At 70.6% G+C, this 19,528-nt stretch carries 13 protein-coding genes, 3 tRNA genes and 1 pseudogene; 10 read left to right on the plus strand and 7 right to left on the minus strand.

Going from position 1 to position 19,528, the window contains the following annotated elements; all coding sequences use genetic code 11:
• Window positions 1-175 precede the first annotated feature (175 nt).
• The gene (locus tag ABT147_RS08390; protein WP_351403449.1) at window positions 176-643 is read left to right on the plus strand and encodes a GAF domain-containing protein; all 468 of its coding nucleotides are present in this window, start codon (window positions 176-178) and stop codon (window positions 641-643) included.
• A gap of 54 nt (window positions 644-697) precedes the next feature.
• Here the strand turns inward: ABT147_RS08390 and ABT147_RS08395 are convergent, their stop codons facing one another.
• The gene (locus tag ABT147_RS08395) at window positions 698-2,884 is read right to left on the minus strand and encodes a molybdopterin oxidoreductase family protein (RefSeq protein ID WP_351403450.1); all 2,187 of its coding nucleotides are present in this window, start codon (window positions 2,882-2,884) and stop codon (window positions 698-700) included.
• A 279-nt stretch (window positions 2,885-3,163) separates the two neighbouring features.
• Here ABT147_RS08395 and ABT147_RS08400 point away from each other — a divergent pair, with 279 nt between their 5' ends.
• Entirely contained in the window at window positions 3,164-3,691 is a 528-nt protein-coding gene (locus tag ABT147_RS08400; protein ID WP_351403451.1) for a hypothetical protein, read from the plus strand.
• A gap of 75 nt (window positions 3,692-3,766) precedes the next feature.
• Here the strand turns inward: ABT147_RS08400 and ABT147_RS08405 are convergent, their stop codons facing one another.
• Window positions 3,767-4,378 carry a SanA/YdcF family protein gene (locus ABT147_RS08405; RefSeq protein ID WP_351403619.1) on the minus strand — a complete coding sequence of 204 codons (612 nt, stop codon included), beginning with the start codon at window positions 4,376-4,378 and terminating at the stop codon, window positions 3,767-3,769.
• A gap of 368 nt (window positions 4,379-4,746) precedes the next feature.
• Here ABT147_RS08405 and ABT147_RS08410 point away from each other — a divergent pair, with 368 nt between their 5' ends.
• The 5 genes from ABT147_RS08410 (at window position 4,747) to ABT147_RS08430 (ending at window position 12,072) form a co-directional block, all read left to right on the plus strand.
• Window positions 4,747-5,607 (plus strand): sirohydrochlorin chelatase, encoded by an 861-nt coding sequence (locus ABT147_RS08410; protein ID WP_351403452.1) that lies wholly within the window; start codon window positions 4,747-4,749, stop codon window positions 5,605-5,607.
• Window positions 5,608-5,758: 151 nt separating this feature from the next.
• Entirely contained in the window at window positions 5,759-7,084 is a 1,326-nt protein-coding gene (locus tag ABT147_RS08415) for a deoxyguanosinetriphosphate triphosphohydrolase (RefSeq protein WP_351403453.1), read from the plus strand.
• 125 nt (window positions 7,085-7,209) lie between these two features.
• Entirely contained in the window at window positions 7,210-8,475 is a 1,266-nt protein-coding gene (locus ABT147_RS08420; RefSeq protein ID WP_351403454.1) for an NAD(P)/FAD-dependent oxidoreductase, read from the plus strand.
• A 113-nt stretch (window positions 8,476-8,588) separates the two neighbouring features.
• Window positions 8,589-10,490, plus strand: a complete 1,902-nt coding sequence (gene dnaG / locus ABT147_RS08425; protein WP_351403456.1) for a DNA primase — start codon at window positions 8,589-8,591, stop codon at window positions 10,488-10,490.
• 214 nt (window positions 10,491-10,704) lie between these two features.
• Window positions 10,705-12,072 carry an RNA polymerase sigma factor gene (locus ABT147_RS08430; RefSeq protein WP_351403457.1) on the plus strand — a complete coding sequence of 456 codons (1,368 nt, stop codon included), beginning with the start codon at window positions 10,705-10,707 and terminating at the stop codon, window positions 12,070-12,072.
• Window positions 12,073-12,305: 233 nt separating this feature from the next.
• Here ABT147_RS08430 and ABT147_RS08435 read toward each other — a convergent pair whose 3' ends face one another.
• The 4 genes from ABT147_RS08435 to ABT147_RS08450 form a co-directional block, all read right to left on the minus strand.
• Window positions 12,306-14,240 (minus strand): ABC transporter ATP-binding protein, encoded by a 1,935-nt coding sequence (locus tag ABT147_RS08435; protein ID WP_351403458.1) that lies wholly within the window; start codon window positions 14,238-14,240, stop codon window positions 12,306-12,308.
• Entirely contained in the window at window positions 14,240-15,973 is a 1,734-nt protein-coding gene (locus tag ABT147_RS08440) for an ABC transporter ATP-binding protein (protein WP_351403459.1), read from the minus strand. Before ABT147_RS08440 ends, ABT147_RS08435 begins: the two co-directional genes overlap by 1 nt.
• Before the next feature lie 217 nt (window positions 15,974-16,190).
• Window positions 16,191-17,645 carry an FGGY family carbohydrate kinase gene (locus ABT147_RS08445; RefSeq protein ID WP_351403460.1) on the minus strand — a complete coding sequence of 485 codons (1,455 nt, stop codon included), beginning with the start codon at window positions 17,643-17,645 and terminating at the stop codon, window positions 16,191-16,193.
• Window positions 17,646-17,714: 69 nt separating this feature from the next.
• On the minus strand, window positions 17,715-18,020 hold the full coding sequence (locus ABT147_RS08450; RefSeq protein ID WP_033530202.1) for a hypothetical protein: 306 nt from the start codon (window positions 18,018-18,020) through the stop codon (window positions 17,715-17,717).
• Window positions 18,021-18,195: 175 nt separating this feature from the next.
• On the opposite strand from ABT147_RS08450, the gene ABT147_RS08455 reads away from it, so the two are divergent.
• From ABT147_RS08455 to ABT147_RS08465, 3 genes are all read left to right on the plus strand, one after another.
• Window positions 18,196-18,268, plus strand: a tRNA-Asn gene (locus ABT147_RS08455).
• Between the two features lie 6 nt (window positions 18,269-18,274).
• Window positions 18,275-18,347 (plus strand) — tRNA-Asn (locus tag ABT147_RS08460).
• Window positions 18,348-18,523: 176 nt separating this feature from the next.
• Window positions 18,524-18,600, plus strand: a tRNA-Ile gene (locus tag ABT147_RS08465).
• Between the two features lie 177 nt (window positions 18,601-18,777).
• On the opposite strand, the pseudogene ABT147_RS08470 reads toward ABT147_RS08465, so the two are convergent.
• Window positions 18,778-19,515, minus strand: a pseudogene (locus ABT147_RS08470) (heparan-alpha-glucosaminide N-acetyltransferase domain-containing protein); the annotation flags it as partial.
• Between the last annotated feature and the right edge of the window lie 13 nt (window positions 19,516-19,528).

Consider the following 19,528-nt stretch of genomic DNA (forward strand, 5'->3'; position numbering starts at 1 on the left):
CTCCCAAGTGTTCACGGCAGGCTGTACGTCCGCTGTTCCCCATCCTCTGCGAAGCGTCGAAGCATCGGGACAACCACACGAGATCTACGTATCAAAAAGCATGAATGTTCAAGCAGACAGGGTATCGATGCTGTTCACGACAGCACCACCGAGTTGTGAGCACGAGGAGCCCCCCATGAGCGACGTAGCCCTGAGCGAGACCGTCCTGAAGAACGCCCGCCCCGAAGTCGAGGCGTGGCTCGCCGAGTTCGTGGAGCGCAACGGCGGCTTCGTCGGCTCCGTCCATCTCTCCGAGCCCGCCGAGGAGGGCGAGATCGTTCTCGTGGCCTCGCACAACCTGCCGGTCTCGGTGCGCAACGGCACCGCCGTGATCCCGCTCGGCAAGGGCATGGCCGGGACGGCAGCGCAGCGCCGGGCGCCCGTCGCGATCTCCGACTTCCAGACCGACACGACCGGCGTCGCCGTCCGCGGGGGCCGCGCCGCCGGCTCCCAGGGCTCCCTCACCCTCCCCGTCTTCCACCCGGAGGACGACACCCGCCTGGTCGCGGTCGTCGGCCTGGGCTTCACGGAACAGCGGGACTTCACGGCCGAGGAGATAACGAAGTACGCCGAGGACGCGACCACCGTACTGACGGCCCTCTGAGCCACCTGTCCCGCCCTCCCGCCGGCCGGGCCCCGGTCCCGGCCCGCCGCCTCGCTACTTCCCCGCCACCTCCACCCGCACCGCGCACGTCTTGAACTCCGGCATGCGGGAGGTGGGGTCGAGGGCGGGGTTGGTGAGGGTGTTGGCGCGGCCCTCGCCGGGCCAGTGGAACGGCATGAAGACCGTGTCGGGGCGGATGGCGGTCGTGATGCGGGCCGGTGCCACGGCCCGCCCCCGCCGGGAGACCACGGCCAACGGGTCGCCCTCCGCCGCGCCGAGCCGCTCGGCCAGCCGGGGGTGCAGTTCCACGAAGGGGCCGGGCGCGGCGGCGTTCAGCTCGTCGACCCGCCGGGTCTGGGCGCCCGACTGGTACTGGGCGACCACCCGTCCGGTGGTGAGCAGCACCGGGTACTCGGCGTCCGGTTCCTCGGCCGCCGCCCGGTGCGAGACGGGCACGAACCGGGCCCGGCCGTCCTCGGTGGCGAACCGGTCGAGGAAGAGGCGAGGGGTGCCGGGGTGCACCTCGGCGGCCGGGGCGGGGTCCGCGTCGGCCGCCGGAACGGACCCCAGGCCGACGGCCGGGGTGGACCCCAAGTCCGCGGCCGGCACGGCATCCACGTCGACGGCCGGTGTCGGGCAGGGCCAGAACACCCCGTTCTCCTCCGCCAGCCGCCGGTAGGTGATCCCCGAGTAGTCGGCGGGCCCGCCCGCGCTGGCCCGGCGCAGCTCCTCGAAGACCTCCTCGGGGTCGGTCGGGAAGCCCTTCTCGACGCCCAGCCGGTCGGCCAGCTCGTGCATGACCTCCAGATCGCTGCGGACGCCCTCGGGAGGGGTGATCGCCCGCCGCCGCAGCAGCACCCGGCCCTCCAGATTGGTCGTCGTGCCGGTCTCCTCCGCCCACTGCGTCACCGGCAGCACGACATCCGCGAGGGCCGCCGTCTCCGACAGCACGACATCGCAGACCGCGAGGAAGTCCAGCGACTTGATCCGCTCCTCGATGTGCGCGGCGCGCGGCGCCGACACCACCGGGTTGGAGCCCATCAGCAGCAGGGACTTGATGTCGCCGCCGAGCGCGTCCAGCAGTTCGTACGCGCTGCGCCCGGGCCCCGGCAGCGAGTCCGGGTCGACCCCCCACACCTCGGCGACATGCCGCCGCGCCTCGGGGTCGACCAGCTTGCGGTAGCCGGGCAACTGGTCGGCCTTCTGGCCGTGTTCGCGCCCGCCCTGCCCGTTGCCCTGCCCGGTGAGACAGCCGTACCCGGACAGCGGCCGTCCGGCCCGGCCCGTCGCCAGCGTGAGGTTGATCCACGCGCCGACGGTGTCCGTGCCCTTGGACTGCTGCTCGGGCCCGCGCGCGGTGAGCACCATCGCGTTCTCCGGCTCACAGAACAGCCGTACCGCCTCTCGGAGTTCGGGAACGGACACCCCCGTGATCCGTTCCACGTACTCCGGCCAGTGCGCCATGGCCGCCGCGCGGGCCTCCTCCCAGCCGCTCGTCCGCTCGCGGATGTACTCCTCGTCCGTGCGCCCCTCGGCCACGACCAGGTGCAACAGGCCGAGGGCCAGGGCGAGATCGGTGCCGGGGCGCGGGGCGAGATGCAGATCGGCCTGTTCCGCCGTACGGGTGCGGCGCGGATCGATGACGATCAACGTGCCGCCGTTCTCGCGCAGTTCCGTCAGATAGCGGAGCGCCGGCGGCATGGTCTCCACGAGGTTCGACCCGACGAGGACGACACACCCCGTCCTCGGGATGTCCTCCAGCGGGAACGGCAGCCCCCGGTCGAGCCCGAACGCCTTCATCCCGGCCGCCGCCGCCGAGGACATGCAGAAGCGGCCGTTGTAGTCGATCTGCGAGGTGCCGAGCACCACCCGCGCGAACTTGCCCAGCGCGTACGCCTTCTCGTTGGTCAGTCCGCCGCCGCCGAACACTCCGCACGCGTCCGGGCCATGTTCCGTACGCGTGCGGGTGAGCCCCTCCGCGATCCGGTCGAGTGCCTCGTCCCAGGAAGCGGGTTCCAGGACACCCGCCCTTCTGACCAAGGGGCCGGTCAGCCGGACCCGGGACGAGAGCACCGCCGGCGCCGTACGGCCCTTGCCGCACAGCGCTCCCCGGTTCACCGGGAAGTCCGCGCGCTCCGTGACCACTACGACCCCGTCGGACCCGTCCGCACCGGGCGTCAGGTTCATCCCGCACTGCAGGGCGCAGTACGGGCAGTGGGTGGGCGTCGCGGAGTTCTCCATACCGTTCAGCGTGCGTCGGGCGTGTTACGCGCCGGGACGCCCCCCGTTACGCGACCGGCACGGGGACCTCCCCGCCGCCCGGGGCCCGGCGTGAGGCGCGGATGTCGCAGTTCTGTCACCGTGTGCGCTCACCCAAGCGCTTGCCGTCCACCTGTTCGGCGTCGGCGTGCTAAGAACTACGGGCGCCACAGACAACGGGGTCGTGCCGTGAGCCCCGTGTGGTGTACGTCCTGTCACGTGGCCCGTGCGAGGGCCGTAGGGGGAAGAGGAACCATCACCGTGAACCGTATGCGTACCACCGTCGCCGTCCTGGGAGCCGCCGGCGCTCTCACCGCCGCCCAGCTGGGCCTGGCCGGCGCCGCGTCCGCCGCCTCCGGCACGTCCACCGCGTCCGTCGAGACGCAGGTCGCCGCGAGCTGCCCGATCAAGATCACCTACCTGAAGAAGTTCTATGTGGACCACAACAACTGGGTGACCAACGGCGGTCTCCGGTTCGGTCTCACGAACTCCAGCAAGAAGGCGACCTTCAAGGACGTCAGCCTCAAGGTGACCAACACCAAGAGCCTCCGCTTCGGCAAGGCCACGGTGACGACCAAGGGCGCCCGCATCACCCAGAAGACCAACCAGATCGTCAAGGTCGCCGCCAAGACCCTGAAGCCGGGCAAGAGCGCCGCCTTCAAGGTCAGCACCCGCATGCTGCGCACCGACCTGTACGAGGTGAAGTTCGCCGTCTACGGCAAGACCTCGGACGGCAAGAAGTGGGGCTGCGCCGTGGACCAGGGCACCTGGGGCACCGTCAAGCACTGACCCGCTCGACCACTGGCCCGCTCCACAACTGACCCGCTCGGCCACCGACCGCCGAAGCGCCGACCCACCGACGCGCTAACCGGCCGACGCGAGCGCCGTGTCGACCCCCGTTTCCTCAGGACCGAGGAAGCGGGGGTCCGGCTCGAACAGCGCGTCCAGCGAGGCCTTGCCCGCCGCGAACAGCTCCCGGGTGGCCCCGTAGTACCAGGTCTCGTCGTGCCGGTCCTGCACCCCGACGCCGTACGAATCGACGCCCGCCTCCTGGCACAGCGCGACCGCCCGGCGGATGTGGAAGCCCTGGCTGATGAGCACCGCCCGGTCCACCCCGAAGATCTTCTTGGCCCGGACGCAGGAGTCCCAGGTGTCGAACCCGGCGTAGTCACTGACGATGCGGGCGTCCGGCACACCTTGGTCCGTGAGGTAGCCGCGCATCGCGTCCGGCTCGTCGTACTCCTTGCGGCTGTTGTCCCCGGTGACCAGCACCACCTTGATCCGGCCCGAGCGGTACAGCTCGGCCGCCGCGTCCAGCCGGCGCGCGAGATAAGGGGACGGCTCGCCCTGCCACAGCCCCGCCCCGAAGACCACCGCGACCTCGGTGCGCGGCGCGTCGGCCGTGGTCCGCAGCCGGTCGTCGGCCGCCGTGAACATCCAGGTCGAGGGCAGCAGCGCCAGCACGCCCAGCGCCATCACCGTCTGCACGGCCCGCCGCCGTCCCGTGCGCGTACGCGGCAGCCGTACGACGCGCGCGACCCGCCTGATGCGCCCCACCGCGACCCCCGTTTCGTCGGACCCACGGACGAGTCCCGCGTGTCCCGTGTGTCCTGCTGTGTGTCCTGGCTGTTTCGGACGGCCCCGACAGCGCCCGTCCTTTCGACCAACGAAGACGTCATCCGCATCGATCCGGTTCACTGTCCCGCGTGACAAGCTTCACTCGCACGAGTGGAAACGCCAGGTCAAAGAGGTTCACACCGCCCCACCGCGCACGGTGAACCGCCGGAAAAGACCCGTCACGGCCGTGCAACGGGGAGGCAACCTCCCCCCGGCACCATCGGTGCATGACGGCGACGACGAGCAAGTCGAACGCGGACCTCGACAGTACGGCGCACATCATGAACCTGATCACCGACCGGCTGGCCGCCCAGCTCAGCCTCGTCTCCCGAGACGGAACCCGGCGCCCGGCCCCGCCTGCCCTGGTCCTCGTGGCGCATGGCAGCCGCGACCCGCGCGCCCTGGCGACCGTACGCACCCTCATGGAGCGCGTCCGCGAGCAACGCCCCGGCCTCGCCGTGCACCTCGGCCACATCGAGCTGAACGAGCCCCTGCTCCCCGACACGCTCGCCGCCCTCGGCGACCGGGAGGCGGTCCTCGTCCCCCTGCTCCTCAGCCGCGGCTACCACGTCAAGCAGGACATCCCCGAGATGGCCGCGGCCGCCGAGGCCCGCACCCGCCTCGCCGGTCCCCTCGGCCCGCACCCCCTCCTCGTGGAAACCCTCCACACCCGCCTCGTCGAGGCCGGCTGGCGCACACGGATGAGCGAGGCGCGCCGCCGCACGAGCGCCGTCGTCCTGGCCGCCGCGGGCTCCCGCGACCCCGAGGCCGCCGAGGACACCGGCCGCACGGCCCGGCTCCTCGCCGACCGCCTCGGCGTCCCCGTCGTCCCCGCCTACGCCTCCGCCGCCGCCCCCACCGTCGGCGAAGCCGTCCGCGCCCTCACCGCCCGAGGCCGCACCCGCATAGCCGTAGCCTCCTACTTCACCGCCCCCGGCCGCTTCGCCCGCGAGTGCGCGGAAGCGGCCCCCTGGATCGCCGCGGCCCCCCTGGGCGCCCACCCGATCATGGCCCGCTTGATCCTGCACCGCTACGACGAGTCCCTGACAACCGGCACCCTGCCGCTCCCGGCACTGGCATCGGCATAGGGAAGCCACAGAACTCCGGGCCCACACGAGCGCCCCTCAAGGGGCGCGGGGAACTGCGCGACAAGCCGCGACGCACCCGCACCCGCCCACGAACGTCACCCGGCAGACGGGTAGGCACCCATTTGTCACACCCTCCCCGTACTGTCGAATCATGGAAGGCACCGCACCCCCCGGCCACAACCCCCCGGCAAACCACGACACCCCGGCCGGCTACGACCCACCCTCCGCGGAGCGCTACGCCCCGGAACCCGACAAACGCCCAGGCCGCACCGCCTTCCAACGCGACCGCGCCCGCGTGCTCCACTCCTCGGCCCTCCGCAGACTCGCCGGCAAGACCCAGGTCGTCACCCCCGGCACCCGCAACCTCGCCTGGGACTCCAGCCCCCGCACCCGCCTCACCCACTCCCTGGAGTGCGCCCAGGTCGGCCGCGAACTGGGCGCCGCCCTCGGCTGCGACCCCGACCTCGTCGAGGCCGCCTGCCTCTCCCACGACCTCGGCCACCCTCCCTTCGGCCACAACGGCGAACAGGCACTGAACGAATTCGCCGAGGACTGCGGCGGCTTCGAGGGCAACGCCCAGTCCCTGCGCCTCCTCACCCGCATCGAACCCAAGCGCTTCGTCCGCTCGGACACGACCGGCGACCTCGTCAGCGTCGGCCTCAACCTCACCCGAGCCGCCCTGGACGCCGCCACCAAGTACCCCTGGCCGCGCGGCGCCCACCCGACCGACCCGAAGTCCCCCAAGTTCGGTGTGTACGACGACGACCGCCCCGTCTTCGACTGGGTCCGCAAGGACGCCTCCGGCACGAGCACGACCTTCGAGGCCCAGGTCATGGACTGGTCCGACGACGTGGCGTACTCCGTGCACGACGTCGAGGACGGCCTGCACGCGGGCCACATCGACCCCAACTGCCTGCACGCGGAGCCCGAACGACAGTCGGTGTTCGAGGTGGCACGCGGCCGGTACGCCCCCGCCGACACCGACCCGGCCGAGCTCGCCGAGGCCCTCGACCGCCTCCTCGACCAGGAGTGGTGGCCGCACGGCTACGACGGAACGGCCGTCGCCCAGGCCCGGTTGAAGGACGCCACCAGCCAGCTCATCGGCCGCTTCTGCCTCGCCGCCGAGGCCGCCACCCGGCAGGCGTACGGCACCGGCCCCCTCACCCGGTACGCCGCCGAACTGGTCGTCCCGCGCGAGACGCACCTGGAGTGCGCGGTCCTCAAGGCGGTCGCCGACCGGTATGTGATGCAGCGGGCCGAACAGGAGCGGCTCCGCGCCGACCAGCGGATCGTCGTCGCCGAACTGGCCGAGGCGCTCACCGCCCGCGCACCGGACGGTCTCGAACCCCAGTTCCGGGCCCTGTTCGACACGGCCCCGGACGACCGTGCCCGCAAGCGGGTGATCGTCGACCAGATCGCCTCGCTCACCGACCCCTCCGCCCGCACGTTGCACGCGAGACTGACGGGGCGGATGTGACAGGGGTATGCGGGGACAGGACTGACACGTGACCCTCCGTGGCCTGATCGGGTCACTACCTCTTCCCGCATCACGCTGTGTGCGGGACGCTCGCATGTGGACGCACCCTTAAGAGGAGGCATCAAGTGGTCGACGCGGATCAGACATTCGTCATCGTCGGTGGTGGTCTCACCGGCGCGAAGGCGGCCGAGACGCTCCGAGCGGAGGGCTTCACCGGCCGCGTGATACTGATCTGCGACGAACGGGACCACCCCTACGAGCGCCCGCCGCTCTCCAAGGGCTATCTGCTCGGCAAGGAGGAGCGCGACAGCGTCTTCGTCCACGAACCGTCCTGGTACGCGCGCAACGACATCGAGCTGCACCTCGGCCAGACCGTCGACGCGATCGACCGCACGGCGAAGACCGTCCGCTTCGGCGACGACGGCACCCTCGTCCACTACGACACCCTGCTGATCGCGACGGGCGCCGAGCCCCGCCGCCTGGACATCCCGGGCACCGATCTCGCGGGCGTCCACCATCTGCGCCGCCTCGCCCACGCCGAGCGCCTCAAGGGCGTCCTCGCCGCGCTCGGCCGCGACAACGGCCACCTCGTCATCGCGGGCGCCGGCTGGATCGGCCTGGAGGTGGCGGCGGCGGCCCGCGAGTACGGCGCGGAGGTGACCGTCGTCGAGCCCGAGCCCACCCCGCTGCACGGCGTGCTCGGCCCCGAGCTGGGCAACCTCTTCGCCGAGCTGCACCGCGAGCACGGCGTCCGCTTCCACTTCGGCGCGCGGCTCACCGAGATCGTCGGCCAGGACGGCATGGTCCTCGCGGCCCGTACGGACACGGGGGAGGAGCACCCGGCGCACGACGTCCTCGCGGCCATCGGGGCGGCGCCCCGGGTCGGCCTCGCCGAAGCCGCCGGGCTGGAGCTGGCCGACAGGTCCGAGGGCGGCGGCATCAAGGTGGACGCCCGGCTCCGCACCTCCGACCCCTCCGTCTACGCCGCCGGTGACGTCGTCTCCTTCCCGCACGCCCTCTTCGACACCCGGCTGCGGGTCGAGCACTGGGCCAACGCGCTCAACGGCGGACCGGCCGCCGCCCGCTCGATGCTCGGCAAGGACGTCGCCTACGACCGGGTGCCCTACTTCTTCTCCGACCAGTACGACCTGGGGATGGAGTACTCGGGGTGGGCGCCGCCCGGGTCGTACGACCAGGTGCTGATCCGGGGGGACGCGGGGAAGCGGGAGTTCATCGCGTTCTGGGTGAAGGAGGGGCGGGTGCTGGCCGGGATGAATGTGAACGTGTGGGATGTCACTGAGCGGATCCAGAAGCTGATCCGGTCCCGGGCGCGGGTCGATGTGGACGCGCTGTCGAATCCTCAGGTGCCGTTGGAGAGCCTGATCGCCTGAGGGGTTGCCGGATGGGGGCGGCGGGCGACTGCGGGCCGTATGTGGCTGGTCGCGCAGTTCCCCGCGCCCCTTCGGGGCACAGGGATGTCAGAACGCCACCGTAGAATTCACGCGTGGCTGGACGGATCAACGACGAGGACGTGAAGGCGGTTCGGGACGCGGTCCCGATCGACGCCGTGGTGTCCGAGTACCTCCAGCTGCGGAACGCGGGCGGCGGGAACCTCAAGGGCCTCTGCCCGTTCCACGACGAGAAGTCGCCGTCGTTCCAGGTCAGCCCGAGCAAGGGACTCTTCCACTGCTTCGGCTGCCAGGAGGGCGGCGACACCATCACGTTCGTGATGAAGGTCGACCACCTGTCGTTCTCGGAGGCGGTCGAGCGGCTCGCCGGCCAGGCCGGCATCACCCTGCGCTACGAGGAGGGCGGGTACAACCCCACCCACCAGCGCGGCGAGCGCATCCGCCTGGTCGAGGCGCACAAGATCGCCGCCGAGTGGTACGCGGAGCAGCTCGCCACCAGCCCCGAGGCCGACACGGGCCGGATCTTCCTCGCCGAGCGCGGCTTCGACCAGGCCGCCGCCGTCCACTTCGGCGTCGGCTACAGCCCCCAGGGCTGGGACCACCTCACCCGCTTCCTGCGCGGCAAGGGCTTCGCCGACAAGGAACTGCTCCTGTCCGGCCTCTCCCAGGAGGGCCGCCGGGGCCCCATCGACCGCTTCCGGGGCCGTCTGATGTGGCCCATCCGCGACATCGGCGGGGACGTCGTCGGCTTCGGCGCGCGCAAGCTCTACGAGTCGGACAACGGCCCGAAGTACCTGAACACCCCGGACACGGCGATCTACCGCAAGTCCCAGGTCCTGTACGGCATCGACCTCGCCAAGAAGGACATCGCCAAGGCCAGCCGCGCCGTCGTGGTCGAGGGCTACACGGACGTCATGGCCTGCCACCTCGCCGGGGTCACCACGGCCATCGCGACCTGCGGCACGGCCTTCGGCGGCGACCACATCAAGATCCTCCGCCGGCTGCTGATGGACAACGGCTCGGCCCGCGTGATCTTCACCTTCGACGGCGACGCGGCCGGCCAGAAGGCCGCCCTGCGCGCCTTCGAGGACGACCAGAAGTTCGCCGCCGAGACCTACATCGCGATCGCGCCCGACGGCATGGACCCCTGCGAGCTGCGCCTCGCGAAGGGCGACGAGGCGGTCGCCGAGCTGACCGAACCCCGCACCCCGCTCTTCGAGTTCGCCCTCCGCCAGATCGTCGCCCGCTACGACCTGGAGACCCCGGCCGGCCGCGCGTCCGCGCTCGACGAGGCCGCGCCCGTCGTGGCCCGCATCAAGAACAGCGGCGCCCAGCACGAGGTCGCCGTGCAGCTCGCCGGCATGCTCGGCATCCTCGACACCCAGTTCGTCGTCAAACGTGTCGCCCAGCTCGCCCGCTGGGCCCGCGACCGGGGCGGCCAGGGCCCCGCCCCGTCCGCCCAGCGCTCGTCGCAGCCGTACGAGTCCACCGGCCGGCCCCCGTCCGGCCCGGCCCTCACCCTGCGCAACCCGGTCTTCGCCACCGAGCGCGAACTCCTCAAACTGGCCCTCCAGCGCCCGGAGTTGGTCGCCCCCGCCTTCGACGCGTACGGCGTCGACGAGTTCACCGCCGACCAGTACGCGGCCGTCCGCCAGACGATCATCGAGGCGGGCGGCGTCGAGTTCGGCGTCGAGGACCCGCAGGAGTACCTGGTTCGGGTCCGCGAGGCGGCACCCGACGACACGGTGCGCGCCATGGTGACCGAGCTGGCCGTCGAGGCGATCATGCGCAAGACGGTCGACGAGGTGTACGCGGGCGCCCAACTGGTCACCGTCCGCCGCCGGGCCGTCGAACGCCGGGTGCGCGACGTCCAGGGCAGCCTGGCGCGGGCGGCCGCCCAGGGCGACCCGGCCCAGCTGGCGGCCGTACAGAACGAGTTGTGGGTCCTCCAGCAGTACGACCAGGCCTTGCGCGAGCGGGGCGCGGAGGCGCTCTGACGGCGCCCGGGTCGGCGCCCCGGGGGTGAACGTCCCTGGCGCACTTGCCAATCCCACGCCGGAGCCACCCCGTTCCGTACGGCGTTCAAGCGGTTTAGGGGCCTCCCAGCAGCGCACTCGTCCGGCACAGTAACCGTGGGGTCACGGACCGGACGCAAAAAGTCATCGCACGCCCCTCGTGGCGGCTGTGTGTCGTACTCCACACTGGGTTCCGGTGCCTGAGTCCTCGGAGCGCGGCCGACCCGTCCCCCATGGGTCCGAGATCCCCGCGGTTCCACTCGATGAGTACGGGATGGACGGCGGCGGGGCCGCCCGCGCCATCCCAGACGTACCGCTGCCGCACGCCCTGGCAGCGACATTCCTGGAGGTCGCCCCCGTGCAGACCCAGACCCTCGTACAGAACGACACCCGTACGGCCGGTACGGCCATCGGTACCGACGTCTCGGAACCGGACGCGGAGACCGATGTCATCCCGGCGGTGCCGGCCCAGAGCCGCGCCGCGCACCACCCCGAGACGGCACCGGACGGCCCGCCCGGGCTCGAAGAGCCGCCGCCCGCCGTGCTGGAGGTGGTGGAGGTACTGGAGGCAACGGAGGCGGTGGAGGCCGTCGAGACGGCCGAGTCCCCGGAACCCCCCGTCGAACTGCCGCGCACCCGCCCGGACACCAGCGGCCCGTCCTCGGACCTGTTCCGCCAGTACCTGCGCGAGATCGGCCGCATCCAACTGCTCACGGCCGCCGAGGAAGTGGAACTGGCCCGCCGTGTCGAGGCCGGCCTCTTCGCCGAGGAGCGGCTCGGCAGCGCCCCCGACCTCGACACCCAGCTCGCCCTCGACCTCGACAAGCTCGTCGTCATGGGCCGCATGGCCAAGCGCCGCCTGATCGAGGCGAACCTACGGCTCGTCGTGTCCGTGGCGAAGCGGTACGTCGGCCGCGGCCTGACCATGCTCGACCTGGTCCAGGAAGGAAACCTGGGCCTCATCCGGGCCGTCGAGAAGTTCGACTACGCCCGCGGCTACAAGTTCTCCACCTACGCGACCTGGTGGATCCGCCAGGCCATGTCCCGCGCCCTCGCCGACCAGGCCCGCACGATCCGCGTCCCGGTCCACGTGGTCGAACTCATCAACCGAGTCGTCCGCGTCCAGCGCCGCATGCTCCAGGAACGCGGCTACGAACCCACCCCGGACGAGGTGGCCGCCCACCTCGACCTCGCCCCCGAACGCGTCAGCGAGGTCCTCCGCCTCGCCCAGGAACCCGTCTCGCTCCACGCCCCCGTCGGCGAGGAGGACGACGTGGCCCTCGGCGACCTCATCGAGGACGGCGACGCGGCGAGCCCCGTGGAGTCGGCGGCGTTCCTGCTCCTGCGCGAACACCTGGAAGCGGTGCTCTCGACCCTCGGCGAACGCGAACGCAAGGTGGTCCAACTCCGCTACGGCCTCGCCGACGGCCGCCCCCGCACCCTGGAGGAGATCGGCCGCATCTTCGGGGTGACCCGAGAACGCATAAGGCAGATCGAGTCCAAGACCTTGAACAAACTCCGCGACCACGCCTTCGCGGACCAGCTGAGGGGTTACCTGGACTGAGGGGGCGCGCCGTCGGCCGCGGGCCCGGGCGGGGGCTTCTCGCGCGGTTCCCGGAGCCCCTGAAGCAGGGGCGCAGCCCCGTTTTTTCAGGGCGCGGGGAACTGCGCGACCAGCCCCCACCGACCCGCACCCACTCACTCACCCACCCACCCACCCCGCGCGGAGCGCGAAAGGGGGTCAAAGGGGCGCAGCCCCTTGCGGATAAGACGGGTAGGGGCGGCGGGGGCGACCCCTCAGTCCACCTCAGCCACCGCCTCCGCGAACTGCGCCCGATACAGCCGCGCATAAGCCCCACCCGAGGCCAACAACTCCTCGTGCGCCCCCTGCTCCACGATGGCCCCGTTCTCCATCACCAGAATCGTGTCCGCGTCCCGAATCGTCGACAACCGATGCGCGATCACGAACGACGTCCGCCCGTGCGCGAGCTTCGCCATCGCCTTCTGGATCAACACCTCGGTACGGGTGTCCACCGACGACGTCGCCTCGTCCAGCACCAGAATCACCGGATCCGACAAGAACGCCCGAGCGATCGTGACGAGCTGCTTCTCACCCGCACTCACCCCGGTCCCCTCGTCGTCGATCACGGTGTCGTACCCGTCGGGCAACGTCCGGATGAACCGATCCGCGTGCGCGGCCCGAGCCGCCTCCTCGATCTCCCCGCGTGTCACCTTCCGCGACGCCGACGCCCCGTACGCGATGTTCTCCGCGATGGTCCCCCCGAACAGCCAGGTGTCCTGGAGCACCATCCCTATCCCGTCCCGCAGTTCGTCCCGGGACATGGCGGCGACATCGACCCCGTCCAAGGTGATCCGCCCCCCGGTGACCTCGTAGAACCGCATGAGCAGGTTCACCAGGGTCGTCTTCCCGGCCCCGGTCGGCCCCACGATCGCGACCGTGTGCCCCGGCTCGACGACCAGCGACAGATCCTCGATCAGCGGCTTGTCGGCCTCGTACCGGAAGGACACCCCCTCCAGCGCCACCCGCCCCCGCAGTTCCTCGGGCCGCACCCCGGGCACCGCGTCGGCCTCCTGCTCCTCCGCGTCGAGGAGTTCGAAGATCCGCTCGGCGGACGCGACCCCGGACTGCACCAGGTTCGCCATGGACGCGACCTGCGTCAGCGGCATCGAGAACTGCCGCGAGTACTGGATGAAGGCCTGCACATCACCGATGGACAGGGCCCCCGAAGCGACCCGCAGCCCGCCCACCACCGCGACCAGCACATAGTTGATGTTCGACACGAAGAACATCAGCGGCTGCATGATCCCGCTGTTGAACTGGGCCTTGAACCCGGCCTCGTACAACCGCTCGTTCTCCTCGGCGAACTGCTGCGCCGACTCCTCCTGCCGCCCGAACACCTTCACGAGCGTGTGCCCGGTGTACATCTCCTCGATGTGCGCGTTGAGCTTCCCGGTGACCCGCCACTGCGCGACGAAGTGCGGCTGCGACCGCTTGCCGACCCGCGTGGCCACCAGGAACGACACCGGTACGGTCACCAGCGCGACCAGCGCCAGCAGCGGCGACACCCAGAACATCATCACCAGCACACCGATGATGGTGAGCAGCGAGTTCACGAGCTGCCCCATCGACTGCTGGAGCGTCTGGCCGATGTTGTCGATGTCGTTGGTCGCCCGGCTCAGCACCTCACCGCGCTGCCGCTTGTCGAAGTACGACAGCGGCAGCCGCGACAGCTTCGCCTGAAGCTCCTCGCGCATGTGGAAGACGGTCCGGTTGATCGCCCGGTTGGAGAGCCGGGTGGCCGCCGCCATCAGCAGCCCGGCGACCAGGAAGATGCCGAGGGCAACCAGAAGAACCGTGCCGACGGCGTCGAAATCGATGCCCTTGCCCGGCGTGAAGTCGGTGCCCGCCAGCATGTCGGCGACCCCGCCGTCCCCGCGCTCGCGCATGGACTCCAGGACCTCGGCCTTGGTGGCGCCCGCCGGCATCTCCCGCCCGATCACACCCGCGAAGACGAGGTCGGTCGCCTTGCCGAGGATCCACGGCCCGAGCACCGACAACCCGACACTGAGCACGGCGCACACGACCATCGCGTACATCGTGAACCGCTCGGGCCTGAACTGTGCGAGCAGCCGCTTCCCGGACCCCTTGAAGTACATGGAGTGCTGATCGGGGGCCCCGGCCCCCGCCATCCGTGCCAACGGCCCGGCCATCAGGCTGCCTCCGCTTCCGTGAGCTGGGAGAGGACGATCTCCCGATAGGTCTCGTTCTCCGCCATCAGCTCGTGGTGGCGTCCGGTGCCGACGACCCGGCCCTCGTCGAGGACGACGATCCGGTCGGCGTCCCGGATGGTCGCCACCCGCTGGGCGACGATCACCACGGTCGCGTCGGCGGTCTCCCGCCCCAGCGCCGCCCGCAGCGCGGCATCCGTCGCGTAGTCGAGCGCGGAGAACGAGTCGTCGAACAGATAGATCTCCGGCCGCTGCACCAGCGTCCGCGCGATCGCGAGCCGCTGCCGCTGTCCGCCGGACACATTCGTCCCGCCCTGCGCGATGGGCGAGTCCAGCCCGTTCTCCAGCCGCTCGACGAACTCCTTGGCCTGCGCCACCTCCAGCGCGTGCCACAGCTCCTCGTCGGTGGCGTCCGGATTGCCGTACCGCAGGTTCGTCGCCACGGTCCCCGAGAACAGATACGGCTTCTGCGGCACCAGACCCACGGTCTTCGCCAGCAGCTTCGGATCGAGCGTCCGTACGTCGACGCCGTCCACCAGCACCTCGCCCTCGGTGACGTCGAACAGCCGGGGCACCAGCCCGAGCAGCGTCGACTTCCCGCTGCCCGTGGACCCGATGACGGCGGTCGTCTCACCGGGCCGCGCCACGACCTCGATCGACCTGAGCACCGGCTCCTCGGCACCCGGATAGCGGAAGCCCGCACCCCGGACCTCCAGGAACCCGTGCCGCCGCAGTTCCCGTACGGGCTCGACCGGCGGCACCACGCTCGTGTCGGTGTCCAGCACCTCCTGGATGCGCTCGGCGCACACCTCCGCGCGCGGCATCATCATGAACATGAAGGTGGCCATCATCACAGCCATCACGATCTGCATCAGATAGGCGAGGAACGCGGTGAGCGCACCGATCTGCATCCCGCCGCTGTCGATCCGATGGGCGCCGAACCAGACCACCGCGATCGACGACAGATTGATGACCGTCATCACGATCGGGAACATCAGCGCGAGCATCCGCCCGGTTCCCAGGGATACGTCCGTCAGCTCGACGTTCGCCTTCCGGAACCGGTCCTTCTCGTAGTCGTCCCGCACGAAGGCCCGGATGACCCGGTTGCCGGTGATCTGCTCCCGCAGCACCCGGTTCACCGTGTCCAGCCGCTCCTGCATCGTGCGGAACAGGGGGCGCAACCGGCGCACGATCAGGCTGACGGAGACACCGAGCACCGGTACGACGGCGAGCAGCACCCCCGACAACGGCACATCCAGCCCGAGCGCCAGCACGATGCCGCCGACACACATGATCGGCGCCGACACCACCAGCGTGAACGTCATGAGCACCAGCATCTGCACCTGCTGCACATCGTTCGTGGTCCGCGTGATCAGCGACGGGGCCCCGAAGTGACCGACCTCACGCGCCGAGAACGACTGCACCCGGTCGAACACGGCAGCCCGGATGTCCCGGCCGACCGCCGACGCGGTGCGGGCGCCGTAGTACACGGCCCCGATGTTGCACACGACCTGCACCAGCGAGATCCCGACCATCAGCGCGCCGAAGGACAGGATGTAACCCGTGTCCCCCTCCACCACGCCCTGGTCGATGATGTCCGCGTTCAGCGTGGGCAGGTAGAGCGTGGCGCACGTCTGCACGAACTGCAGCAGCACCAGCAGGATGATCGGTGTCCGGTAAGGACGGAGATGACTTCTCAGCAATCGTATGAGCACGCGAGATCTCTCGGAGTCGAGGACGGGGTTCGGGACGCACCACCCCCCATCGTCGAACACTCCACCTGCGTTACCTCAACCGAATTAACCCGATGGTGAAGCTCTCATGCCCAGTCTTTGCAGCTGGGGGCGCGTCCGAAGTCTTTAGGGGCGCGGGGAACTGCGCGATCAGCCACAACGCGCCCGCAGCCGCGCACTCACCCGACCAGGCACCCCATCAGGCGCGAAACGCCCCCGGATGCGTCTGCTCCCGCACCGCGACGTACTGCTGCCGAACCGCCTGCCCCACAGCCAACTCGTCCCCGGGATCCAGCACCTGCGCCGCCGCCCCAGGCCACATCGGCGGCGTACGCGGATCGAGCGTCCCCTGCGAGACCCCGAGCGCCCACGCGGCCTGCCGCGCCGCGCCCACCGCCGCGTAGTCCGCCGGCTGCGGCACCACCACCTGCACTCCGAACAGCGCCGGCGCCGCCGCCTGCACGGCCGGCAGCTCCGCCGCCGCGCCCAGCAGGAAGATCCGCCGCACGTCGACCCCTCGCCCGCGCAGCACGTCCAGCGCGTCCGCGAGCCCGCACAGCATGCCCTCGAACGCGGCCCGCGCGAAGTGCTCCGGCTTCATCGACTCCCGTCGCAGCCCGGCCAGCGTCCCCGCCGTGTGCGGCAGATTCGGTGTCCGCTCGCCCTCCAGATAGGGCAGCATCACCAGCCCGTGCGACCCCGGCGTCGACTTCATCGCCAGATCGGACAGCCCCTCCAGATCGGCCACCCCGAGCAGTTCGGCGGCCCCGCGCAACGTCCGTACGGCGTTCAGCGTGGTGACGACCGGCAGATGCATCCCCGTGGCATCGGCCAGCGAGGTGATCATCCCGGAGGAGTCGACGAGCGCCGTGGTGTGGACGGCCATGACGGACCCGGAGGCCCCCAGCGACACCACCGCGTCCCCGAGCCCGATGCCGAGCCCGAACGCGGCGGCCATGGTCTCACCGGTGCCGGCGGAGATGAGGAGCCCCTCCGGCGTCGTACCGGCGGCGTCCGAGGGCCCGAGCACCTCGGGAAGCATGACCTGATGCCCGAGCGCCATCTCGACGAGATCCGTGCGGTACTGCCCGGTCGCCGCGTTCCAGTACCCGGTCCCCGACGCTCCGCCCCGGTCCGTGGTCCTTCTGACCGGCCGCCCCAGCAACTGCCAGACCAGCCAGTCGTGCGCCTGCAGCAGTACGGCCGTCCGCATCGCGGCATCCGGTTCCGTACGGCTCATCCAGCGCAGCTTGGTCACCGGCTGCGCCGCCCCCGGTACGCATCCGACGGCCTCCGCCCAGGCGCCGCGCCCCCCGAGCGCGTCGACGAGGTCGGCCGCCGCGACCTGGGTCCGCTTGTCACCGCCGACCATGGCCGGGCGCACGCTGTTGCCCTGGGCGTCCAGCGCGATCAGCCCGTTCTGCTGGGACGACACCCCGATCGCCTGCACGCCCTCCAGCAGCCCGCCGGTGGCCGCCTCCCCCAGTGACAGCAGCCACGCCTGCGGATCGACATCGGACGGGCGTCCCCCGCCCTCCGCCGGCTCCAACGGGTGCGGGGCATACCCCTGCCTGAGCACGGCCCCTGTGTCCGAGTCACAGACGACAATGCGCGTAAAATCGGGCGAACTGTCCAGCCCGGCGACTATCCCCATGACAGAAATTCTGCCGCACGGGAAGCAGTGGGGGCGCCGCGCGTCGCTCCGGCCGGGCTGATGCGGTCCCTATGTATTACTGGTACCCCAGTCGTCTCCGGCGGAGCCGTTCGCGTTGCGTTCGCGCAGCGAGCGGACCCGCTCGGCGACCAGGTCGGGCACGCGGTCCCCGACCTTCTCGCTGACCACGTGGTACGCCTTGCCCGCGTAGACGCGCCCCTGCTGGGCGGCCGACTCGGCGGTGTTGCGCACGGCGGGGTTCTGCGCGACCTGTCGCGCGGACTTCTTCAACTGCTCGTAGCGTTCCCGTCCGGCCTTCGTGCCGAGCACGTAGCCCAGGGCCAGTCCGGCAAAGAACGTGAGCCGATAGCGCATGGCAGCCACCCTTCCCTTACGTCTGCGTCGGTTCCTTGCGTTGCCCTGCGTGGGCGACGGGCGCGGGGGATACCGATTGGCGGAGCACCCCCCTGCTTGCGCTAATGTATGTGTCGCAGCGAGCGCACGCCCCCTGGCGAATACCCAGGGAGGTACGTTCGATGCAACGAGGCAATCCTCCGTAGCTCAATTGGCAGAGCAGCCGGCTGTTAACCGGCAGGTTACTGGTTCGAGTCCAGTCGGGGGAGCTTCGATCTTCCGTAGCTCAATTGGCAGAGCAGCCGGCTGTTAACCGGCAGGTTACTGGTTCGAGTCCAGTCGGGAGAGCAGACGAAGAAGGACCCCGTCGGGGTCCTTTTTCATGTCCGGGGGAACCGCGTGCACCGCCCCGAAGTCCTCAAGGTCAAGAAGCGCATGCGAAGGCCGACCATCCGAAGCAGGAGATCGTATGAGCGGCTATGCTGCGGCAGACGGCGCGCACACATGTACGCGACACGCCGTACGGGGCGGTAGCTCAGCCGGTTAGAGCAGCGGACTCATAATCCGTCGGCCGTGGGTTCGAGTCCCACCCGCCCCACCAGGCAGGTCTGTGACCTGCGGAAACGTCTCAGCGGGCGTGCGGATTCAGGGCTTTGGGCCCGGATTGAATCCGCTGCTCGTGAGTTCAAGGGCGTTGTGACCGGCGTCGGTTGGCGCTCTGACTTGCATGGACGTATCAGCCGACTGTCGGCGCAAGCCGCCGCGGGTGGACTCTGCGAGCGGGCGGTGTGGTGGCGGGCCACCGGGGTACTGGGCGACTTCCTGACAGATCAAGCCGGCCCAGCGCCATGCCGGTGACCACGAACGTCATCCAGGTGATCGCCGGGTAGAAGCCGGTGAGCAGGAAGTCGAGCACACCCACGCCGGAGAGGCGCGCGATCGGGTCGTAGGCGTCGATGGTGTTCACGATCGATTCGCTGAGCAGCGCCCGCAGGCAGTACGCCACCTGCGGCGCGATGAGCGCGAGCGCGACCGCGATGGTCGCGAGGGTCCTGGCCCGCAGCCGCAGCAGGGGCAGGGCCAGCAGGAAGTACACCGCGTAGAAGTTGATGATGACGCCGCCGCCGAAGTCGGTCATCGCCAGCGCGGTGCCCACCACGAGCAGGATCACGGCCCGGATCACGATCCTGGCCTTCGCCTGTCGGCCGGCCAGTCCGGTCTTCGGCTCCAGGCGGCCGGCGATCAGCACCAGCGAGAATCCGGCGAGGGTGGCGAACAGAGCCGAGGCCCGGCCGCTCGCCAGCCAGACGAACCAGGTGCCCGCGCCGTCGCCGGAGGTGGGGAAGGGATTGAAGGGGCCGACGTGCACGGCGAACATTCCGAACACGGCCACGGCACGGGCGAGGTCCACTCCGACCAACCGCGCGGTCGACGAAGGGCGTTTCGTCGCCGTGCCGGACTCGGGTGCGGGTAAGGGCTGGGCAGGCGCCTTCTTGGCGCTTTCGATCTCGGTCACCGGGACAACCTTG

This window comes from Streptomyces sp. NPDC001868, assembly GCF_040297125.1.
In the GTDB taxonomy this organism is placed as follows: Bacteria; Actinomycetota; Actinomycetes; order Streptomycetales; family Streptomycetaceae; genus Streptomyces.

Excerpts from the sequence above, each read along its gene's own strand:
- ABT147_RS08410 (WP_351403452.1), top strand. The coding sequence starts at position 4,747 with ATGACGGCGACGACGAGCAAGTCGAACGCGGACCTCGACAGTACGGCG.
- ABT147_RS08450 (WP_033530202.1), bottom strand. The coding sequence starts at position 18,020 with ATGCGCTATCGGCTCACGTTCTTTGCCGGACTGGCCCTGGGCTACGTG.
- ABT147_RS08405 (WP_351403619.1), bottom strand. The coding sequence starts at position 4,378 with ATGGCGCTGGGCGTGCTGGCGCTGCTGCCCTCGACCTGGATGTTCACG.
- ABT147_RS08415 (WP_351403453.1), top strand. The coding sequence starts at position 5,759 with ATGGAAGGCACCGCACCCCCCGGCCACAACCCCCCGGCAAACCACGAC.
- ABT147_RS08395 (WP_351403450.1), bottom strand. The coding sequence starts at position 2,884 with ATGGAGAACTCCGCGACGCCCACCCACTGCCCGTACTGCGCCCTGCAG.
- ABT147_RS08390 (WP_351403449.1), top strand. The coding sequence starts at position 176 with ATGAGCGACGTAGCCCTGAGCGAGACCGTCCTGAAGAACGCCCGCCCC.
- ABT147_RS08445 (WP_351403460.1), bottom strand. The coding sequence starts at position 17,645 with ATGGGGATAGTCGCCGGGCTGGACAGTTCGCCCGATTTTACGCGCATT.
- ABT147_RS08435 (WP_351403458.1), bottom strand. The coding sequence starts at position 14,240 with ATGGCCGGGCCGTTGGCACGGATGGCGGGGGCCGGGGCCCCCGATCAG.